17 protein-coding genes are annotated in these 16,320 nt (G+C 44.9%); 11 read left to right on the top strand and 6 right to left on the bottom strand.

Translation table 11 applies throughout. From position 1 onward, the window contains the following. The first annotated feature begins 187 nt into the window (after positions 1-187). The 8 genes from atpD to ACWYU8_RS06695 are packed head-to-tail and all read left to right on the top strand — an operon-like array spanning position 188 to position 6,374. Positions 188-1,576, top strand: coding sequence for a F0F1 ATP synthase subunit beta (gene atpD / locus ACWYU8_RS06730; protein WP_457518251.1), 1,389 nt, complete (start codon positions 188-190; stop codon positions 1,574-1,576). Between the two features lie 8 nt (positions 1,577-1,584). Continuing rightward, entirely contained in the window at positions 1,585-1,977 is a 393-nt protein-coding gene (locus tag ACWYU8_RS06725; RefSeq protein WP_457518249.1) for a F0F1 ATP synthase subunit epsilon, read from the top strand. A gap of 4 nt (positions 1,978-1,981) precedes the next feature. Next, on the top strand, positions 1,982-2,251 hold the full coding sequence (locus tag ACWYU8_RS06720) for an AtpZ/AtpI family protein (RefSeq protein WP_457518247.1): 270 nt from the start codon (positions 1,982-1,984) through the stop codon (positions 2,249-2,251). A gap of 46 nt (positions 2,252-2,297) precedes the next feature. Continuing rightward, entirely contained in the window at positions 2,298-2,948 is a 651-nt protein-coding gene (locus tag ACWYU8_RS06715; RefSeq protein WP_457518245.1) for a F0F1 ATP synthase subunit A, read from the top strand. Then, complete coding sequence (gene atpE, locus ACWYU8_RS06710) at positions 2,941-3,207, top strand: ATP synthase F0 subunit C (protein WP_014234581.1); 267 nt, start codon at positions 2,941-2,943, stop codon at positions 3,205-3,207. Before ACWYU8_RS06715 ends, atpE begins: the two co-directional genes overlap by 8 nt. A 53-nt stretch (positions 3,208-3,260) precedes the next feature. Further along, positions 3,261-4,010, top strand: a complete 750-nt coding sequence (locus tag ACWYU8_RS06705) for a F0F1 ATP synthase subunit delta (RefSeq protein WP_457518243.1) — start codon at positions 3,261-3,263, stop codon at positions 4,008-4,010. Continuing rightward, positions 3,997-5,496 carry a F0F1 ATP synthase subunit alpha gene (locus ACWYU8_RS06700; protein WP_457518241.1) on the top strand — a complete coding sequence of 500 codons (1,500 nt, stop codon included), beginning with the start codon at positions 3,997-3,999 and terminating at the stop codon, positions 5,494-5,496. Before ACWYU8_RS06705 ends, ACWYU8_RS06700 begins: the two co-directional genes overlap by 14 nt. Further along, positions 5,493-6,374 carry a F0F1 ATP synthase subunit gamma gene (locus ACWYU8_RS06695; protein ID WP_457518239.1) on the top strand — a complete coding sequence of 294 codons (882 nt, stop codon included), beginning with the start codon at positions 5,493-5,495 and terminating at the stop codon, positions 6,372-6,374. The genes ACWYU8_RS06700 and ACWYU8_RS06695 overlap by 4 nt, the downstream gene beginning before the upstream one ends. Here the strand turns inward: ACWYU8_RS06695 and ACWYU8_RS06690 are convergent. Then, entirely contained in the window at positions 6,371-7,681 is a 1,311-nt protein-coding gene (locus tag ACWYU8_RS06690; RefSeq protein ID WP_457518237.1) for an MFS transporter, read from the bottom strand. The genes ACWYU8_RS06695 and ACWYU8_RS06690 overlap by 4 nt on opposite strands. Before the next feature lie 176 nt (positions 7,682-7,857). On the opposite strand from ACWYU8_RS06690, the gene leuE reads away from it, so the two are divergent. The 3 genes from leuE (at position 7,858) to ACWYU8_RS06675 (ending at position 10,832) form a co-directional block, all read left to right on the top strand. Next, positions 7,858-8,499, top strand: a complete 642-nt coding sequence (leuE, locus tag ACWYU8_RS06685) for a leucine efflux protein LeuE (RefSeq protein WP_457518235.1) — start codon at positions 7,858-7,860, stop codon at positions 8,497-8,499. Positions 8,500-8,771: 272 nt separating this feature from the next. Next, positions 8,772-10,040, top strand: a complete 1,269-nt coding sequence (locus tag ACWYU8_RS06680; RefSeq protein WP_457518233.1) for a hypothetical protein — start codon at positions 8,772-8,774, stop codon at positions 10,038-10,040. Between the two features lie 171 nt (positions 10,041-10,211). Continuing rightward, the gene (locus ACWYU8_RS06675; RefSeq protein ID WP_457518232.1) at positions 10,212-10,832 is read left to right on the top strand and encodes a 3'-5' exonuclease; all 621 of its coding nucleotides are present in this window, start codon (positions 10,212-10,214) and stop codon (positions 10,830-10,832) included. Positions 10,833-10,851: 19 nt separating this feature from the next. Here the strand turns inward: ACWYU8_RS06675 and ACWYU8_RS06670 are convergent, their stop codons facing one another. From ACWYU8_RS06670 to nifL, 5 genes are all read right to left on the bottom strand, one after another. Beyond that, positions 10,852-11,379: a nitrogen fixation protein NifQ gene (locus tag ACWYU8_RS06670; protein ID WP_457518230.1), complete on the bottom strand. Its 528-nt coding sequence runs from the start codon at positions 11,377-11,379 to the stop codon at positions 10,852-10,854. Next, positions 11,379-11,639 (bottom strand): 4Fe-4S dicluster domain-containing protein, encoded by a 261-nt coding sequence (locus ACWYU8_RS06665; RefSeq protein WP_457518228.1) that lies wholly within the window; start codon positions 11,637-11,639, stop codon positions 11,379-11,381. Before ACWYU8_RS06665 ends, ACWYU8_RS06670 begins: the two co-directional genes overlap by 1 nt. Next, the gene (gene nifB / locus ACWYU8_RS06660) at positions 11,617-12,942 is read right to left on the bottom strand and encodes a nitrogenase cofactor biosynthesis protein NifB (protein ID WP_457518226.1); all 1,326 of its coding nucleotides are present in this window, start codon (positions 12,940-12,942) and stop codon (positions 11,617-11,619) included. The genes ACWYU8_RS06665 and nifB overlap by 23 nt, the downstream gene beginning before the upstream one ends. Before the next feature lie 142 nt (positions 12,943-13,084). Beyond that, the gene (gene nifA, locus ACWYU8_RS06655; protein ID WP_457518224.1) at positions 13,085-14,686 is read right to left on the bottom strand and encodes a nif-specific transcriptional activator NifA; all 1,602 of its coding nucleotides are present in this window, start codon (positions 14,684-14,686) and stop codon (positions 13,085-13,087) included. Beyond that, complete coding sequence (gene nifL / locus ACWYU8_RS06650) at positions 14,683-16,224, bottom strand: nitrogen fixation negative regulator NifL (RefSeq protein ID WP_457518222.1); 1,542 nt, start codon at positions 16,222-16,224, stop codon at positions 14,683-14,685. Before nifL ends, nifA begins: the two co-directional genes overlap by 4 nt. Positions 16,225-16,320 lie beyond the last annotated feature (96 nt).

The raw sequence follows: 16,320 nt of genomic DNA, 5'->3' as shown, positions 1-16,320 counted from the left end.
TTTCCTGAACTGGCTGGCCGATGGGAACGTCATTACTGCAACTATATGTTGATACTTTTGGTAGATAACATTACCTCAAATTAAATCGGTATACCCTATACTAAAAACTGAAGCCGGAAATCATTCGTTAATAGAATTGCTTAAAGCAACTATGCCTAGGGGCAACAGTCCCTAATCAGAGGTATAAATGATGAAGTCAGGACGGAAGCATATCCCCATTGGAGTCATTACTGAGATCCACGGTCCAGTCACCGTGATTGACTGTGATGTGTTACCTCCCTTGCATCAGGCCTTGTGTGCGAATGTTGATAATGAAACCTATTTGTTTGAGGTCCACCAACATCTGGATAAGCATCACATCCGCGCCATTATTCTACATAAAAACTCTTCTTTGCATCGTGGGGTCACCGTTTATGATACCGGTGCTTCTCTTCATGTCCCGGTAACACCGGATTGCCTTGGTCGTCTGCTCAATATTTTTGGTGAGCCGCTGGATGGCGGTAGTGAACTCAAGACGTCAATGTATCGCAATGTCCACAGTGCGCCAGTTGCCATCCATGAATCTGTCGGTGCCGGAAAAGTGTTAGAAACCGGAATCAAAGTTATCGATCTTCTCTGTCCTTTCATTGAGGGCGCGAAAACAGGATTACTCGGTGGGGCAGGTGTAGGAAAAACGGTGTTAATTATGGAGTTCATGCACGCGATGGCTTCATTAAATCAGGGCGTGTCGGTTTTTTCCGGAATTGGTGAACGCATACGCGAAGGTCATGAACTTTGGCACGCTATCCAAGATGCAGGGGTACTGCCACAGACATTAATGGTGTTCGGGCAAATGGACGAATCGCCGGGCGTTCGTTTTCGGATCGGACTGTCGGCTCTGACCTATGCGGAATACCTGCGCGATACGCTGAAAAAAGATGTTCTGTTTGTCATGGATAATATATTCCGCTTCGTGCAGGCGGGCAGTGAAGTATCCAGTTTGCTCGGCAGAATGCCTGCGACCGTCGGCTACCAACCTACACTGTCGACCGATATTGCTGAGATTCAGGACCGCATTCTTTCTACGAAAAATGGAACCATCACTTCGGTGCAGGCTGTTTATGTTCCGGCTGATGATATGACCGATCCAGCGGTCAGTACCATCCTTAGTCACCTTGATAGCACAGTTATGTTATCCCGGGCACAAGCGGGTAAAGGTATTTATCCTGCAGTCGATGTTCTGCAGTCAAGCAATAAGCTTATGGACAGGCATACGTTAGGCGAACGCCACTACAGTATTGCAGAAGGCGTTCGCGAGCATTTGGCTCGTTATCATGAGCTAGAGGATATTATCACCATGTTAGGTGTAGGGGAGCTGTCTCAGGCTGATCGCACCATCATCATGCGCGCCCGCAAACTCCAGCGTTATCTGACCCAGCCATTTTGTACCACGGCAGTACATACAGGTATGCCGGGTGTGTCAGTGCCGCTACAAAGTACCCTGGATGATTGTGAAAATTTTCTGCTTGGTCGCTACGATGAAGTACCGGAAGAGCGCTGTTATATGCGGGGGAGTATGGAGAGCCAGCCACGATGAAAAGTTTCATGCTCTGCCTGCTGGATGCAACGCATGCAGAAGAAATTAAGGATGTGACTAGTTTTGTTGGTCAAGACCAAACGGGTAGCTTCGGATTGCTGGCGAATCACAGTCGTTTTATGACAGTACTTTCTACGGGAATCGCCAAGTACCGCACAGGTGACGGAGACTGGAAATACCTGGCAGCGGCGGGAGGGGTGCTCTATTTTAAAAATAACATCCTAACATTATGTACTTACCGCTTTTTTCTGGATGACGATTATAGCCGTATTAGCCAGGCTCTGGAGCAACAATTGTTTGCAGAAGAAGAGAAGTCACAGACGTTTAAAGACAGTCTGCATCGCATGGAAGAAGAAGTATTTATGCGTCTGTGGAAAATAGGTAAGAGAGAGACAATTTAGTGCCATGCCTAAACTTGATGATTTAAAAAAGAAAACCGAGAGTCAGGTTGATCGTATTAAGAGAGCCGAGCGTGATCGGCATACCCTTATCGGCCAAACTATCTATCTTGGGACACTGGGGTTAGTGCTTGTGTTACCCATTGTGGGCGGCGCATACCTCGGTCATTGGATAGACAGTATGATTGAGGGATATTCGGTTCGCTGGACAATCAGTTTTATCTTGCTCGGCGTGATGGTCGGGATGGTTAATGTCTATCTTTTGATTCGGCAATAATGCCATCGATTTTAACGGCGAAGACTAACTCAGTGAGACTGTAACTATGATAGATAACACAGTAGTCACAACATGGGGAATCATAGGCGTCATTGGGCTGTTTGCCTGGTTTTTGTCACACAATTTATCGATAAAACCCGGACTAATGCAGACTGCTATTGAAGGTATGATCGCCAGTATTGAAAATGTGATTAGGGAAGTCGCTCCTCAGCATGTAAAAAGCCTGATGCCGTTTATTGGCAGCCTATGGATATTTCTTGTTATTGCTAATCTGAGTGGGCTTATTCCGGGCATTCATTCCCCAACACGTGATTTATCGGCTACCTCTGCTCTGGCAATCATCGTTTTTCTTTCGACACACTGGTATGGCATTCGTCTGCAAGGGATAAAGCAATATTTAACCCATTATGTAAAACCCAGCCCGATTCTATTGCCGTTTCATCTTATCGGCGAAGTCACCCGCACGGTTGCGTTAGCGGTGAGATTATTTGGCAACATGATGAGTCTGGAAATGGCGGCCTTGCTATTTCTGATGGTGGCGGGATTTCTGGCTCCCGTTCCAATTTTAATGCTCCATGTCATTGAAGCATTAGTTCAGGCTTATATCTTCGGCATGCTAGCACTCATCTATATAGCGGGCAGCCTACAATATCAACAATATCAACAACAGCAACAAGAAGGAGCCACTAATGAATGAATTATCTACTTTTGTTCTGACTTCCACCGCTGTTGCCATTATCGGTATTTCTATTGGGGTCTTGGCACCAGCGATAGCCATGGGGTGGGCTGTGAGTCGGGCGATGGATGCTCTGGCACGTCAGCCTGAGGCAGAAAAATCAATTATGCGGACGCTTTTTATCGGGCTGGCAATGATAGAGTCATTGGCCATTTATGTGCTCGTTATTGTGTTGATTGTGCTATTCCGTAATCCATTGCTTGAATACCTTATAAAATAGCGTCGGCTAGCCACTCTATGATGGTTTATCACCGATATTGAGGAGCAATTACTGTGGAGTTTAGCTGGACTACTTTTGTTCTGGAAATCATCAATTTTTTGGTGTTGATCTGGATTCTCAAACGCTTTCTGTTTAAGCCTGTGATGGCTGTTATTAGTCAGCGCCAGGCCGGTATTGATGATCAGCTAAGTGAATCCCAACGCCTGAATGATGAATCGGCAGCACTAAAAGATGAGTATGAAAATCGCCTGGCGAATTGGGAGCGTGAGCGTCAGCAGGCAAAAGAGGAACTGGCCAGAGAAATTGATGCAGAAAGAACATCTCGGTTAGAGCAGTTGAAGCAGTTCTTTGAACAGGAAAAGAAAAAAGCTGAGGTTGCTGAATCCCGCCAACGTATGGAAATGATTCGTGATAGTGAACAACAGGCATTACAACAGAGCGCTCAATTTGCGACTTCCTTGCTTAGCAGGGCGTCTGGGCCAGAGCTGGAGAGCCGGCTGTTGGATATCCTGTTGCAGGACTTAGCCTCGCTTTCCCATGATGATGCAGCCAATTTGCTCCATCAGTGGGGCGTTGTGCCTGAAGTTATTGAGGTAAGCAGTGCTTATCCAATACCTGAAGAGAAGCGGCAGGAGTTAGAAAAGGCGCTGATGACCGTCAGTCAATTATCCATCCCTGTGCAATATGATGAGAACCCTGAGTTGATCGCTGGATTGTTTATAGCCATAGGGGCTTGGTGTCTGCGTGCCAATATAAGAGATGATTTAAAAGGGTTTATGGAGTTTGCCTATGTTACCCGATGAAGACGAACTCAATAGCCCGTTGACCCGGCAGGCAATGTGGCTCAAGGATTATAAGCCAGGGTTACGTCTTGAAGAACGGGGCGTGGTGCGTTCCATCGGAGATGGCATCGCCAGAATATCCGGGCTTCCTTCGGCTGCGGTGAATGATATTTTAACGATGGAGGATGGCAGTCGGGCAATGGTTTTTGACCTGACGGAAGAGCTGTTAAGTGCAGTTCTGTTGCATGAAACCAGTCAGTTGACCGCCGGAACCTCTGTTCATCTTTCCAGGCACTCTTTAAGTGTTCCTGTCGGTGACAGATTGCTTGGCCGGGTGATTGATCCACTGGGAATTCCGCATGACGGGGAAGCGCCTCCCATCCCTTCTGCATGGATGCACCTGGATACATTATCTCCTCCTATTATCAGCCGTGATTTCGTCCATGCGCCTTTATATACGGGTATCAAGATCATTGATACCTTAATCCCGGTAGGTAAAGGACAGAGGCAGCTGCTTATTGGTGACGAAGGCCTTGGCAGAAGTGCGCTTGCTCTCGATACCGTGATTAATCAACGAGACAGAAATGTACGTTGCGTTTATGTGCTTATTGGGCAAAGGCGTTCTACCGTCATTAAGACGATTGAGATATTAAGAGAGTTTGGTGCGCTGGAGTACACAACAGTAGTCGTTGCTGAGGCGAGCAGCCTTCCGGGGTTGCAGCATATAGCGCCATTTGCCGGTTGTGCTATTGCTGAGTATTGGATGCAGCAAGGGCATGATGTCCTCATTGTCTATGATGATCTCAGCACGCATGCCAAAATCTACCGGGAATTATCATTGCTTCTGCGGCGTCCTCCTGGGCGGGAAGCCTATCCCGGTGATATTTTCTCAGTACACGCTGGATTATTGGAACGAACGACCTGCCTGAGTCCGTCTCATGGTGGTGGCAGTATGACAGCGTTGCCCATCGTTGAGACCAAACAGGGCGAGATAGCGGATTATATCCCGACCAATTTAATTTCCATTACTGACGGGCAAATCTATTTGGAACGGGGGCTGTTTTCAGCGGGCTTCCGTCCGGCTATTGATATTGCCCGTTCGGTTTCTCGTATTGGGGGGCAAGCACAACATCCCAGAATCAAGGAAGAAGCCGGAAGTATGAAATTACACTACCTGCAGTTTCTGGAGCTTGAGAGTTTCACCCGCTTTGGAGCCCGACTTGAAGCTTCGATGGAAGAAGCGATTCAACGTGGCTTGATATTGAGAGAGATCCTCAAACAGGATCAATTTTCCCCGCTTCACGAGACTTTTCAACTAGCATGGCTTGTGGCTTTTAATGATGGACATTTCAAGAATTGCGAACGAAAAGAAGTGGCGTCGCTTCTTAGTATTCTTCAACAGCAAGTGAAGTCTTCCGGTCTTACCCTTGATAGCCCCAGAGATGAGTGGAGTGTAGCGGTTACTCAATGGTTATCTCTTAATACCAAACAGGACAGTACGTTATGAGCCGACGCCTGGATCTGGACAATCACCATCATAGTCTGAACGAAATTATAAAAATCTTAGATGCCATGAAAATGTTGGCTTATATGGAAACGCATAAGTTGGGCGCTTTCCTTGAGACTCAACATCGTGCGATCGATGTCATCAGTTCAGCGGCGAACGACTTTCTTAGTTTTTACCCCGGAACGTTATTAAAAGAATCTGAACTAATCCCCGTTTATCTTTTAATTGGATCCGAGCGGGGATTCTGTGGTGATTTCAATCAGGAGTTGTTGGATTATATGGATCAGCTTTTAGATATTCCATCCAACGTAAAGCCAACGTTAATCATTGTTGGCCGTAAACTCTGTAACTTAATGCAAGACGATGTAAACGTCTATGCGCAAATTGATGGTCCCAATGTTGTCGAAGATGTGCCTAGCGTCCTTGAGCAATCTGTTCAGATACTGACAGAATTGCAGCAGCAACAGCCGTTGATGAGTCTATATAGTCTTTACCATAGCGGCGAGCAGGGGATTATCGTAAAAAAATTATTACCACCATTTCAGCAGAATCAGCCACAGCTGCCGAGTTTTCCGTCTCCCCCAGAACTCAATTTATCTCCAGCGGACTTTTTGATAAAAGTTGCCGAGCAATTTCTTTTTACGGCGTTACATGAAATATTCTATACCTCGTTATTAGAGGAAAATTACAATCGGATCACGCACCTTGAAGGTGCCGTTAAGCACCTTGAAAGTAAAGCGGATGAATTGACCCAGCAATGTAATATTTTACGCCGGGAAGAGATTACCGAAGAGATTGAAGTCATTTTGCTCAACGCGAGTAGTTTTGACGAATTGCAATTGCCTAAAACGACTCGAACCGCTTGGGAGTTCAATTAATCCTCAGCCAAATGGCCTTTGCGAGTGGTTAGGAGAGCAAATAGAGCGCACAAAAAAGCGGCTACGGCAATGATAGTCAGTGGCAACGACCATGTTTGAGTTTGGGAGTAAATCATGCCGACAAAAGCTGGACCGACCGCTGCAAGTGCGTAACCTATGGACTGAGCCATTCCTGATAAGGTCGCAGCTTGCGTGGAAGTAACGGATATCTGACCTAAAATAGACAGCGCTAAAATAAAGGTTGCGCAGTTGCCTAACCCAAACACTCCAACCCAGAATATCGCCCATTGAGGTGCCAGCATAAGACCACTGACACCAACCCCATTTAATAGCGCAGCACCGACAAATAAAGGTGCAATGTTTTTGCAACGCGCCATGATAGGTATAAGAAACAATCCCGGCACCATGGTGGAAAATTGCAAAAAGCCATAAACATAACCAGCTTCTAACTCGCTATAGCCTAACTCTGCAAGAATTTTGGGTAGCCATCCAGCAAAAGTATAAAAAGTAAAAGAATTTAAACCTAAGGCAAAAGTAAAGAACCATGCAAGAGACTGGCGCATAAGCTTTTTCAATGGGTAGTAATCTTTATTCTTACTTCTGCTACGGGTTTTGCTCTCAGCTAAGCGAGGCAACCAAAACAACAGTGCTAAACATGGGAAAATCAAGTTTCCAGCTAACGCTATTCGCCAGCCGACAGATAAATCATCAACCATGCTAGTTATAGGCACCATGCTCGCAGCGCTCAACGTTGAACCAACACCCATTGATATACCATAAAGCGCCGTGATGGTGGCTATTCGTCCGGGAAATGAAGATTTGATTACCGCAGGAGCTAAAACATTGCCAACAGCGATGCCCAAGCCAATGAGCATGGTCCCGATGAATAACCAGTGAAAGTGACCAAATGAGCGAATTATCACACCAAGCGCAATGAGTATCAGCGCAAAACAAACCGACTTTTCTAAACCTAATTTGCTGCCTAATTTGGGACAGAAAGGGGAGGCCAAAGCAAACATAATGAGAGGAGTTGAAGAGATAATACCCATGCTCACTGCTGAAATCTGCAAACTTTCCATAATTTGCGCAATTAACGGCGCTAAGCTGGTGAAAGGCGCACGTAAATTGATAGAAAGCAGTAATATGCTGATGACCAATAAGGTTGTGGTTTTTGATTTTGACATTGATTTCAGATTATTAGCATTGGTGTTAATGGCGAGATTGCATATCTTACTCCTTTGGCTTCCAAAAGCTAGAATGATGTCGTTATATCCAAACAACCCCGCTCTGAATCCTGCATCCTGCATCGCGAAGTCTCTTGGGTTTATAACTTTCACTGTACCAATTTTTCCAGGACCCATGTTTATAGTAGGTATAAGCTTCGTTGCACATTCGTTTTCATTGCATGGAGATAGACTTTGCCAAAGGTTTACGTTATACCTCGTCAATTCACTCGATGGTTTTATAAAGAAGGTTGCTCGTCATGTTGGAGATGTTTGGCGTAATTAATATATGGACGTATTTGGTTGGGTTAACAATGATAATCCTCGCGCCAGGTCCAAACTCTCTTTATGTGCTTAAATCCAGCTCGTCTCTGGGTGTTAAGGCGGGTTACAAAGCTGCTTCAGGTGTACTTATTGGCGACGCGATTTTGATTTTACTTTCCTATCTCGGGGTCGCTTCATTGATTCAGGCTTCTCCCGTTTTATTTACTATTATTCGCTACCTTGGTGCCGTGTATTTACTTTATTTAGGGATAAAAATCATCCATCAACTGATAAGTAAAAATGATGGAGGGGAGTCGGAGGTGGCTCGTCCTAAAAAGAAAGAAAATGTGTTCGCTAAGTCGTTGACGTTAAGTTTAACCAACCCGAAAGCGATTCTGTTTTATGTCTCGTTCTTTATCCAGTTTATTGATTACACTTACGAACACACGTGGATTTCTTATCTGATTCTGGCATTCATCCTGGAACTGTTCAGTATTATTTACCTGAGCACTCTTATCTTTTTGGGATCGTCATTAACTCAACTCTTCAGGGACAATAAACTTTTGGCCAAGTTGGGTAATGGTCTGCTTGGCATGTTCTTTATGGGCTTTGCGGCTCGATTAGCGAGTCTGAGTTGATATGAGTTTTGCTTCGCGAATCGTGTTCATGATCTTTTAAATAGGGAGATCCCGCGGCCTTCAATTCGTTGCAGTGTCGACGCTATCGCGCTTTAGTAAGCACTTAATTGATGTTCAATTGATCCATATCAAAACGCTTAGATATATTAGTAATCGCTTATGTTTTCTGCTCTACATTTAATTTGGTGGTGTTAAAACTTAAATAGTCAGGCAGTCTTTTTTCGTTTTTGCAATGTATTGCATTTGGAGCGTTACCATGCGCTAAGGAGCAAATGATGAAAGGCTATACACCAATTAAAAAAATGAGCATAAATATACTCATGTTAGTGAGTATGGCGTTTGCACTATTATTCTTCTTGTTGCCTCCTTTTGCTCAATCTGCTGATGATAGTTCAGATCGACCTGATTGGGCTGGTAATCAGGGTAAAGATGGTAAGCCGGGCCGAGGTAATAGTAATCCGGGTGTGAGTAAAGGTGATCTTTATGGTGACTTGTTGATCATTGTTCGTGATGACAATGGTGAGCCAGTTCTATATACCTGGGATTGGGATTTGGATGAGTTAGGCGCAACAATATACGTACCGACACAAGATAACAATGGTTGCTTCCAGCCAATCGCGAATGAAGATGCTACAGATGCACTTACCGGGGAACCTCTTCCAGCGTTACCTGAAGAGTTTCGAACAGATGATGGGCTAATGCTCATTCCACTTAACAGTGATTGTGAAATTGTCGAGAGCCTAGAGGGGTATGAAGACTACGCTTTTGCAAGTTATGGGGAAGAAGTGGACTTCGGTCGATTAAGTGTGGCGAGATCGCCAGCCGATGTGATCGAATCATCTTACCTTGAAGCGATGTCGAATATTAACAGTGCGCTTAGTATCAGAACTGACCCCGCAGGACGAATTGAGGTAGAGGTTTCAGATAATGTATTCAAAACCATCGATTCGCCACTGGAAAATTTAGCGCTCTATAAAGCGCTGATGCTGAATGGCTACCTACCGACGCTTGGTTTAAGTGATGATCAGTTAGGTGGTCTCGGACATTTGACCAGTAACGGCAACGGTGTTGAAACACTGACCCCAGAAGACTTGCATACAGCGGCTGCACTTTTAGCTGGCGCTGGAGATAAGTTTGGCGAAATTACTCTCGATCTTGTTATTAATATCAATACCATATTGGGTATCAATAATTTGGATAACGATAATTCGAATACCAATGAAAGAGGATATTTCGACTTTAGTGGGTATAGTTATGACCGTTTCAATATGTACGGTGGAAAAGAAGTCGGTTTGTTACTTCCTGGGGTCGCGCCTGCTGAGCCTGGAGATGATGTTTATCCAAGAATGATTTCAACTCTGTCATACCAGGTGGTCCCTCTTCTTGATATAACAGGTAATCCTAAGGCATTTACAGCGGACCCAATGCATACGGGTTATGCACGAGGCTTTACACAAGCGGCTGATGATTCGTTAAGAGTGATCAATTACATTCATAACTGGGCACTTCCCGATTTACCTGAAGGTCTTGATTGGGAATAGCAAAACGATATAACGCCCGAGTGTGAAAATCTCTTTCACTAATTAAAAGTGGAGGTCTGAACCCTCCACTTTTTTGTGTTTGCATTCTTTGTACTTGCTTCACTTAGCTAGTGCCCTTAAACGCACATTTGGGTATATAATTGCGCTTTCAACTAAATAAAGGCTTGGAATATGTGCCCATCTGCGAGTTCGGTTGTCGTGCTTGACTTTGAAACTACCGGCCTGTCACCGAATATGGGCGACAGAGCGATTGAAATTGGTGCGGTCAGGTTGGTCGATGGTCATGTAACGGAATCTTTTCAGCAGTTAATGAACCCGGGTTTCAGAGTCAGTGGATTTATTGAGAGTTATACAGGTATTACCAATCAAATGTTACGGACCGCGCCTAGCTGCGAAGAGGTGATGGAGGAATTCTCTGAGTTTATTGGTAACAGTCCGCTTGTTGCACATAACGCGTCGTTTGATAAGCGGTTTCTCGATGCTGAGCTAGACAGAATCAATAAGAGTTACTCTCAACAATTCGCTTGTTCCATGTTAGTTGCGAGGAGATTAATTCAGGACGCACCGACTCACAAATTAGGTGACTTAGTTCATTTTAAACACATTGAAAATGATGGAACTTTTCACCGTGCCTTGGCTGATTCACAAATGACAGCGAAGTTGTGGATGTTAATGGTAGACGAACTCCGCTTGAAAAACATTGAGAGCCCGACATTTAAATTAATGCAGAAAATCGGCAAGACAAGTAAGTACGCTATTAATAATCTGATCTCGCAATATGCTTCTAGCTAGCTGGTGACTGATTCAACATCTAATGAGATGTGGTGTCAAAACACTCGCTGTAACTCGAACAAGTTTCGCAACTGGGCGAACGGCATACATAGTCTCCACCGTTCTCGCATAGCTGGCGATACAAAAATCGTTTCCACCGCATGTTGTTGACGTTGAGTGCGGATAGGTCCGGAAAGTAGTCTGAAAATAGCTGGCTGAGTATTGGCCGTTCAGGCAAGCCTAAATCATGCCACAGGTGCTGACTTCCCATACAGCCACTGGAGATGACGGTAGCCATCTCCGTCGCAAAGGGCACCGACTCGTCGATGTTTTCCTGCAATAGCTGGTGGAGTTGATCATGTTCCTGTGCTCTTAACGCCATCAACTCACCACGCAACTCGGCCTGCATCGTTTCGAAGTCAGTACTATCAACTTCTACACCTATTGCGTGAATTAGCCGAATAAAAGTGATCTTATCTAAACCAAGATACAGAGGAAGGGCAGAATGCCCACTCAAATAAGAGTGGACAATCGGATGCCAGTATCGGTTGTATTTATCATCTCGCACTATACAGAATCCCCGGAAGGTTGCGGACTTAAGCTTCCTCTAGGGTTTAGAGGAAGATTGGCGCAGTCGACGATTGCCTCTTCGATAGGGCAAATGCTGGCACATTGCGGTTCATGCCAGAAAGAAGAACATTCGTTACATCTTTTATTGTGAATCGCAAATGGTTTCTCAGCTCTGCCTGTTTTATATACCGCTTGATTTGGACAAACAGTTATGCAGGCATGGCAGCCAACACATTTATCGTTGATGAATAAGCTCATGCTTGTCCTCCGTTACTTTAGAATTTGTTTGGTGCTGTTTGGCAATGATTTCCAGACTGGTGCTGACTGGCTGGAACGCGAAGTCAACATTAGGAGTTATTCCGCGTTTTTCTAATTCTCGCCAAGGGCTAATCCCAATTCTGGCACTGAGCACCATCTGACAGTCGGCGATAGTATCGAACAAGGCTTCCTTATCACTTTCATCCCCGCATTCGCTGGGGCCTTTACAATACTGAGCCACATTACGCGACTCCTGGAAAAGGAATCGTTCTGACTGTTTATCATATTGGTAGATTTCAAAACGTTTGGCATGCCCAAAATGCAGCCCAATATTTGCTTCACCATGACTTGCCACCGCGACTCGATATACTGAAGGCGATTTTGTTGAGCTGCACGGGGAAGCACTATCGTCATTAAGCATACCCACGGCGTCTGCACGGCACTGTTTACAATGCGTCATTTGTGGCATATGAATGCCGCATTCCTCGCGAACGGCTTCTATCTCACTATCGGTCGGTCCCCGTTGGCCACTAAGCCCAAAATAGGTGCCATGACTCGGGTCTGATATCAGCGGCATAATATTGTGTAATGTCGCTCCGAGGGATTTTACTTTCTCTGAAACTTGAGAGATGTGATGGTCGTTGACGCCGGGAATAAGCACCGTATTGATTTTGACCAGCATCCCTGCTTCCGCAGCTAGTTGTAATCCGAGTAGTTGGCGATCAATAAGCGTTTGCGCAGCAGCTCTTCCTTTAAGTCTTTTACGATTGTAAAAAACCCACGGGTAAATTTTTTCACCGATTTCAGCATCAATGCAATTAATCGTAATGGTGAGATGGTTAACACCCAAAGCGGAAAGTGTTACGACATGTTCTGCAAGTGCCAGACCATTGGTCGAAATACACAGTTGAACATTGGGATCTGCTTTGTATATATCTCGGAGAGTTTTAAACGTCGCTTGTGGATTCGCCAATGCATCACCGGGCCCAGCTATACCGACAACAGTAAGATTGGGCGCGCGCTTTTTAATGGTTGAAAACTGTTTGAGGGCAGCAGCGCTATCCATAACGTGTGAAACAACCCCCGGACGAGACTCGTTACTGCAATCATATTTACGATTACAGTAATTACACTGAATGTTGCAAGCAGGAGCTACTGGTAAATGCATCCGAGCATACTGATGAGCCTGCTTTGAATAGCAAGGATGCTTCGCGATCTTTTCTTGAGTTTGTTTGTTTAAAAAGTGATGAAGATTATCGTTCGCGCAATCGTCACTTTTTACTCGTGGTGAAGGACTATCCATGTCTGCCCCTTAATGATTTTATGCCTATAAAAAGGTGTACTGCAATCATCGTTCCCTGTTTAACTCATTGTTTTTAAATGGCTAACGTTGTGGGCTAACAACAATTGTCTGATAGTTGACAATAATAATGTCCTGAAAATTGTCAGATTTGTTTCATCTCGATATTTAATATTTGGATTCGATACGCTATTTGACGTGGTGTCATATTTAATAACCTCGCTGCTTTTGCTTTGACCCAACCAGTACGTTCAAGGGCATCAATGACCAGCTCTCGTTCATCAGCAGGTTTGCTCTTTTCTCTGGCCATAAGATGACTCTCTGTGACGCGAGAAGGTGGTGCTGAAAAACCTGAACTCGCTGTATACGCGGGTTGTAGCATATTGGCAAAGCTTGCCTCGGTTTGATTTATTGTAATTAAGCTGGCATCAATGACGCCAGATTCACACAGAACAGCAGCGCGCTCTAAGGTGTTTTCCAGCTCACGAACGTTTCCGGGCCAGTTGTGATTCATCATAACGCGTATCGCGTCATCGCTGATGGTGAGCTCCCGGCCTTGTTGATTGCTTAATTTTTTCCTCATGTACTCTGCGAGCTCAGGTATGTCTTGAATTCGGTCACGCAGAGCCGGTAAGTGCATTGGCATGACGTTGAGACGATAGTAGAGGTCTTCACGGAAGTTTCCTTGGGCTACTTCGTCTTCAAGATGGCGGTTTGTTGCAGCGATGATACGGACATTGACAGAAATCGTCGTTGTACCTCCAACGCGTTCGAACTCTTTTTCCTGCAGTACGCGCAACAACTTAGCCTGAAAGGCTGCACTGGTTTCACCAATCTCGTCTAGGAATATCGTGCCATTGTGCGCCATTTCAAAACGGCCTTTACGTTGTTTTACGGCACCCGTAAATGCGCCTTTTTCATGACCAAACAGCTCAGACTCGAGCAAGTTATCTGGTAATGCCGCGCAGTTAAGTTTAACGAATGGGCGATCAGCACGAGGCGAATTATAGTGAATGGCATTTGCTATCAGCTCTTTACCGGTTCCTGATTCTCCTCGAACAAGTACCGTTGAATCCCATCGAGACACCAAGCGAATTTGGTCAAAGATTTGCCTCATAACTTTCGTGTGGCCGACTAAGTTGCGGAAACTGTAGTTATTACGGACCTTGCGCCGCAGGCCATCTCGTTCATCGACCAACTCTTTTTCGGTACGTTCAACGTTTTGAGCCAATTGAATATTCTTCGAAATCAGATTGCCAATCATATCTAGAAATTTGGATAACAGAGTCAGATGCTCATCACCAACGTTTGGCGGCTGGGCAGAAAGCGCACCAAGCACTTTACTGTTGCTGTCTTTGATCGGCACACAGATGAAGGGTTTATCGTAGTCGTAGAGCGCAAGTTTATCCGCAAAGCGCATATCACTACCAAGGTTGCGGATGACCATTGAACTGCCGCGGCTGAGAACTTCTCCCACAATGCCTTCGCCTGTTTTATAGTAAACGTTCTTTTGCCCACTGGTGTTGTCGCTGGTTGGACTGTGCACACATTTAACTAGCAAAATGTTTTTTTCGTGGTCGAGGATAGTGAGCATCCCACACTGCAATCGACATTCGTCATGCAGTATTTTCAGGATTTTGTCGGAGGATTCAACGTAGTTTAGGCTAGCATTAAGAACACTCGATATTCGATACATTGCCGCCAACAACTGACGCTCTAAATTTAAGAGAGTATGTTCTTCAATCATAATGTTCTACCGCTATTAATTGGAAATGTTAAGCAAACTTTCGCACCGTTTAGTCTCTGACTATCTGAGATAGTGACGGTGGCAGAGTGTTCGTTAAGAACCTGCTGCACGATTGAGAGTCCTATTCCACGACAGCCGGACTGATGTTTCGGTTTGGTACTGTAAAAAGGTTGGAAGACGGTCAAACGAAGCTCTTCTTTGACTCCTAAGCCGCTGTCTTCAATATCAATGATGATTTCGCCGTTTTGTTCATAAGAGTGAATAAACAATGTTCGGTCTACCGGTTTCGCTAGTTTGATTGCGTCCAACGCATTATCGATAAGTTGCTTTAACGCAAGAATGAGTCGATGAGGCGTGCCGTTAATAGACGAGAGTTTTTGTGATAGGTCGAGTTCTAAATGGATAGACAACCGCATTAACTCATCACCGGTGATGTTGCATGCATCACGAATAATTTCGTTTAGGTTGACGGGTTGTAGCGCCTCTCTTTCACGCTCAGGGATAGCGAGTTGAATTTCATGCATAGCAGAGTTCGCGGTAGCCATTGCATCGTCCATTGCGACTAAACCCGGGCAGGCGGCATTGGTACGTTTTAGAATGTTTACGGCAGAATTAATGACATTGAACGGTCCCTGCAGTTGATGGAGGGTGCCCATCAATGCTTCTTGCATGGCGTGGACGTATTTGTTGTCTCTGACCATCAGTTTGACCGCGTTAATTCGGCGCTCTTCAACCAGCAATTTTTCTTTGGTGCGTTCGGTAATAGAAATAACGGTGTAGTCATCATCACTATCAGGAAGAAAATAGTGTTCAATGTTAATCGTTGAAACCGGGGTTTTGACCATAGCGAACTCAAACCATCGTTCGTGTGTACCATCTTCGCTGCGAATAGAAATATTCTGCGTACGAGCTTTTTGCTGACCAATAAATTCCACCAAACTGTCATATTGATAATCTTGTTTGATACTGCTTAACAGGAGATCAATGGGTGAATGTTGGATACTTTGCTCTATCCGCTGATATTTTTTATTCGTGACTAAAAGGTTATTCAATGAATCAACTAATGCGATTGCTGTTGATGATCCATTAAGAACCGCCTGAAACAGCGTAAATTGATTCTTCTGATCAGTGATGCGCAGGTGGCGTTCGGTAATATCTCTATGAATTGCATAGTAACGGGTTTCGCCCTTTTGTTCTTTCAATCGAGATATCGACATTTCCGCGATATAAGGCTGGCCATTTTTCTTCCTGTTCACCAGTTGACCTTGCCAGTGATCACCGTTGGTAATGGCGAACCACATGTTTTGGTAAACACTCTGAGGCGTTGCCTTATACGAAAGTAAAGACGAATTTTTACCGATGAGTTCGTGGGGAGAATAGCCGGTTATTTGGCTAAAAGTCTGGTTAACGAAAAGTATGTTGCCATGCTTATCTGTAATGCTGATAGCAACTGGCGCATGCGCAACAATCTGTTCGAACGCGCGCGTATTAAATGCCGTTGGATGGCTATCGGGTAGAAAGTTCTCAAGTTGTTCCATACGTCTATCCCTTTACGTTTGGTGATGTAACTACGTTTAGTGATGTAACAACATGTAATGCATTTCCTATTCCAGACTCTCAGACCAGTTCTGGTG

It is taken from the genome of Vibrio limimangrovi, from assembly GCF_054064025.1.
Note: the sequence above shows the minus strand (reverse complement) of the source record. Positions and strands in the feature narration are given on the sequence as shown.

Excerpts from the sequence above, each read along its gene's own strand:
- atpD (WP_457518251.1), top strand. The coding sequence starts at position 188 with ATGATGAAGTCAGGACGGAAGCATATCCCCATTGGAGTCATTACTGAG.
- nifA (WP_457518224.1), bottom strand. The coding sequence starts at position 14,686 with ATGATTGAAGAACATACTCTCTTAAATTTAGAGCGTCAGTTGTTGGCG.
- ACWYU8_RS06720 (WP_457518247.1), top strand. The coding sequence starts at position 1,982 with ATGCCTAAACTTGATGATTTAAAAAAGAAAACCGAGAGTCAGGTTGAT.
- ACWYU8_RS06725 (WP_457518249.1), top strand. The coding sequence starts at position 1,585 with ATGCTCTGCCTGCTGGATGCAACGCATGCAGAAGAAATTAAGGATGTG.
- nifB (WP_457518226.1), bottom strand. The coding sequence starts at position 12,942 with ATGGATAGTCCTTCACCACGAGTAAAAAGTGACGATTGCGCGAACGAT.
- leuE (WP_457518235.1), top strand. The coding sequence starts at position 7,858 with ATGTTGGAGATGTTTGGCGTAATTAATATATGGACGTATTTGGTTGGG.
- ACWYU8_RS06695 (WP_457518239.1), top strand. The coding sequence starts at position 5,493 with ATGAGCCGACGCCTGGATCTGGACAATCACCATCATAGTCTGAACGAA.
- ACWYU8_RS06675 (WP_457518232.1), top strand. The coding sequence starts at position 10,212 with ATGTGCCCATCTGCGAGTTCGGTTGTCGTGCTTGACTTTGAAACTACC.
- ACWYU8_RS06700 (WP_457518241.1), top strand. The coding sequence starts at position 3,997 with ATGTTACCCGATGAAGACGAACTCAATAGCCCGTTGACCCGGCAGGCA.
- ACWYU8_RS06690 (WP_457518237.1), bottom strand. The coding sequence starts at position 7,681 with ATGCAGGATGCAGGATTCAGAGCGGGGTTGTTTGGATATAACGACATC.
- nifL (WP_457518222.1), bottom strand. The coding sequence starts at position 16,224 with ATGGAACAACTTGAGAACTTTCTACCCGATAGCCATCCAACGGCATTT.
- ACWYU8_RS06665 (WP_457518228.1), bottom strand. The coding sequence starts at position 11,639 with ATGAGCTTATTCATCAACGATAAATGTGTTGGCTGCCATGCCTGCATA.
- ACWYU8_RS06715 (WP_457518245.1), top strand. The coding sequence starts at position 2,298 with ATGATAGATAACACAGTAGTCACAACATGGGGAATCATAGGCGTCATT.
- ACWYU8_RS06680 (WP_457518233.1), top strand. The coding sequence starts at position 8,772 with ATGATGAAAGGCTATACACCAATTAAAAAAATGAGCATAAATATACTC.
- atpE (WP_014234581.1), top strand. The coding sequence starts at position 2,941 with ATGAATGAATTATCTACTTTTGTTCTGACTTCCACCGCTGTTGCCATT.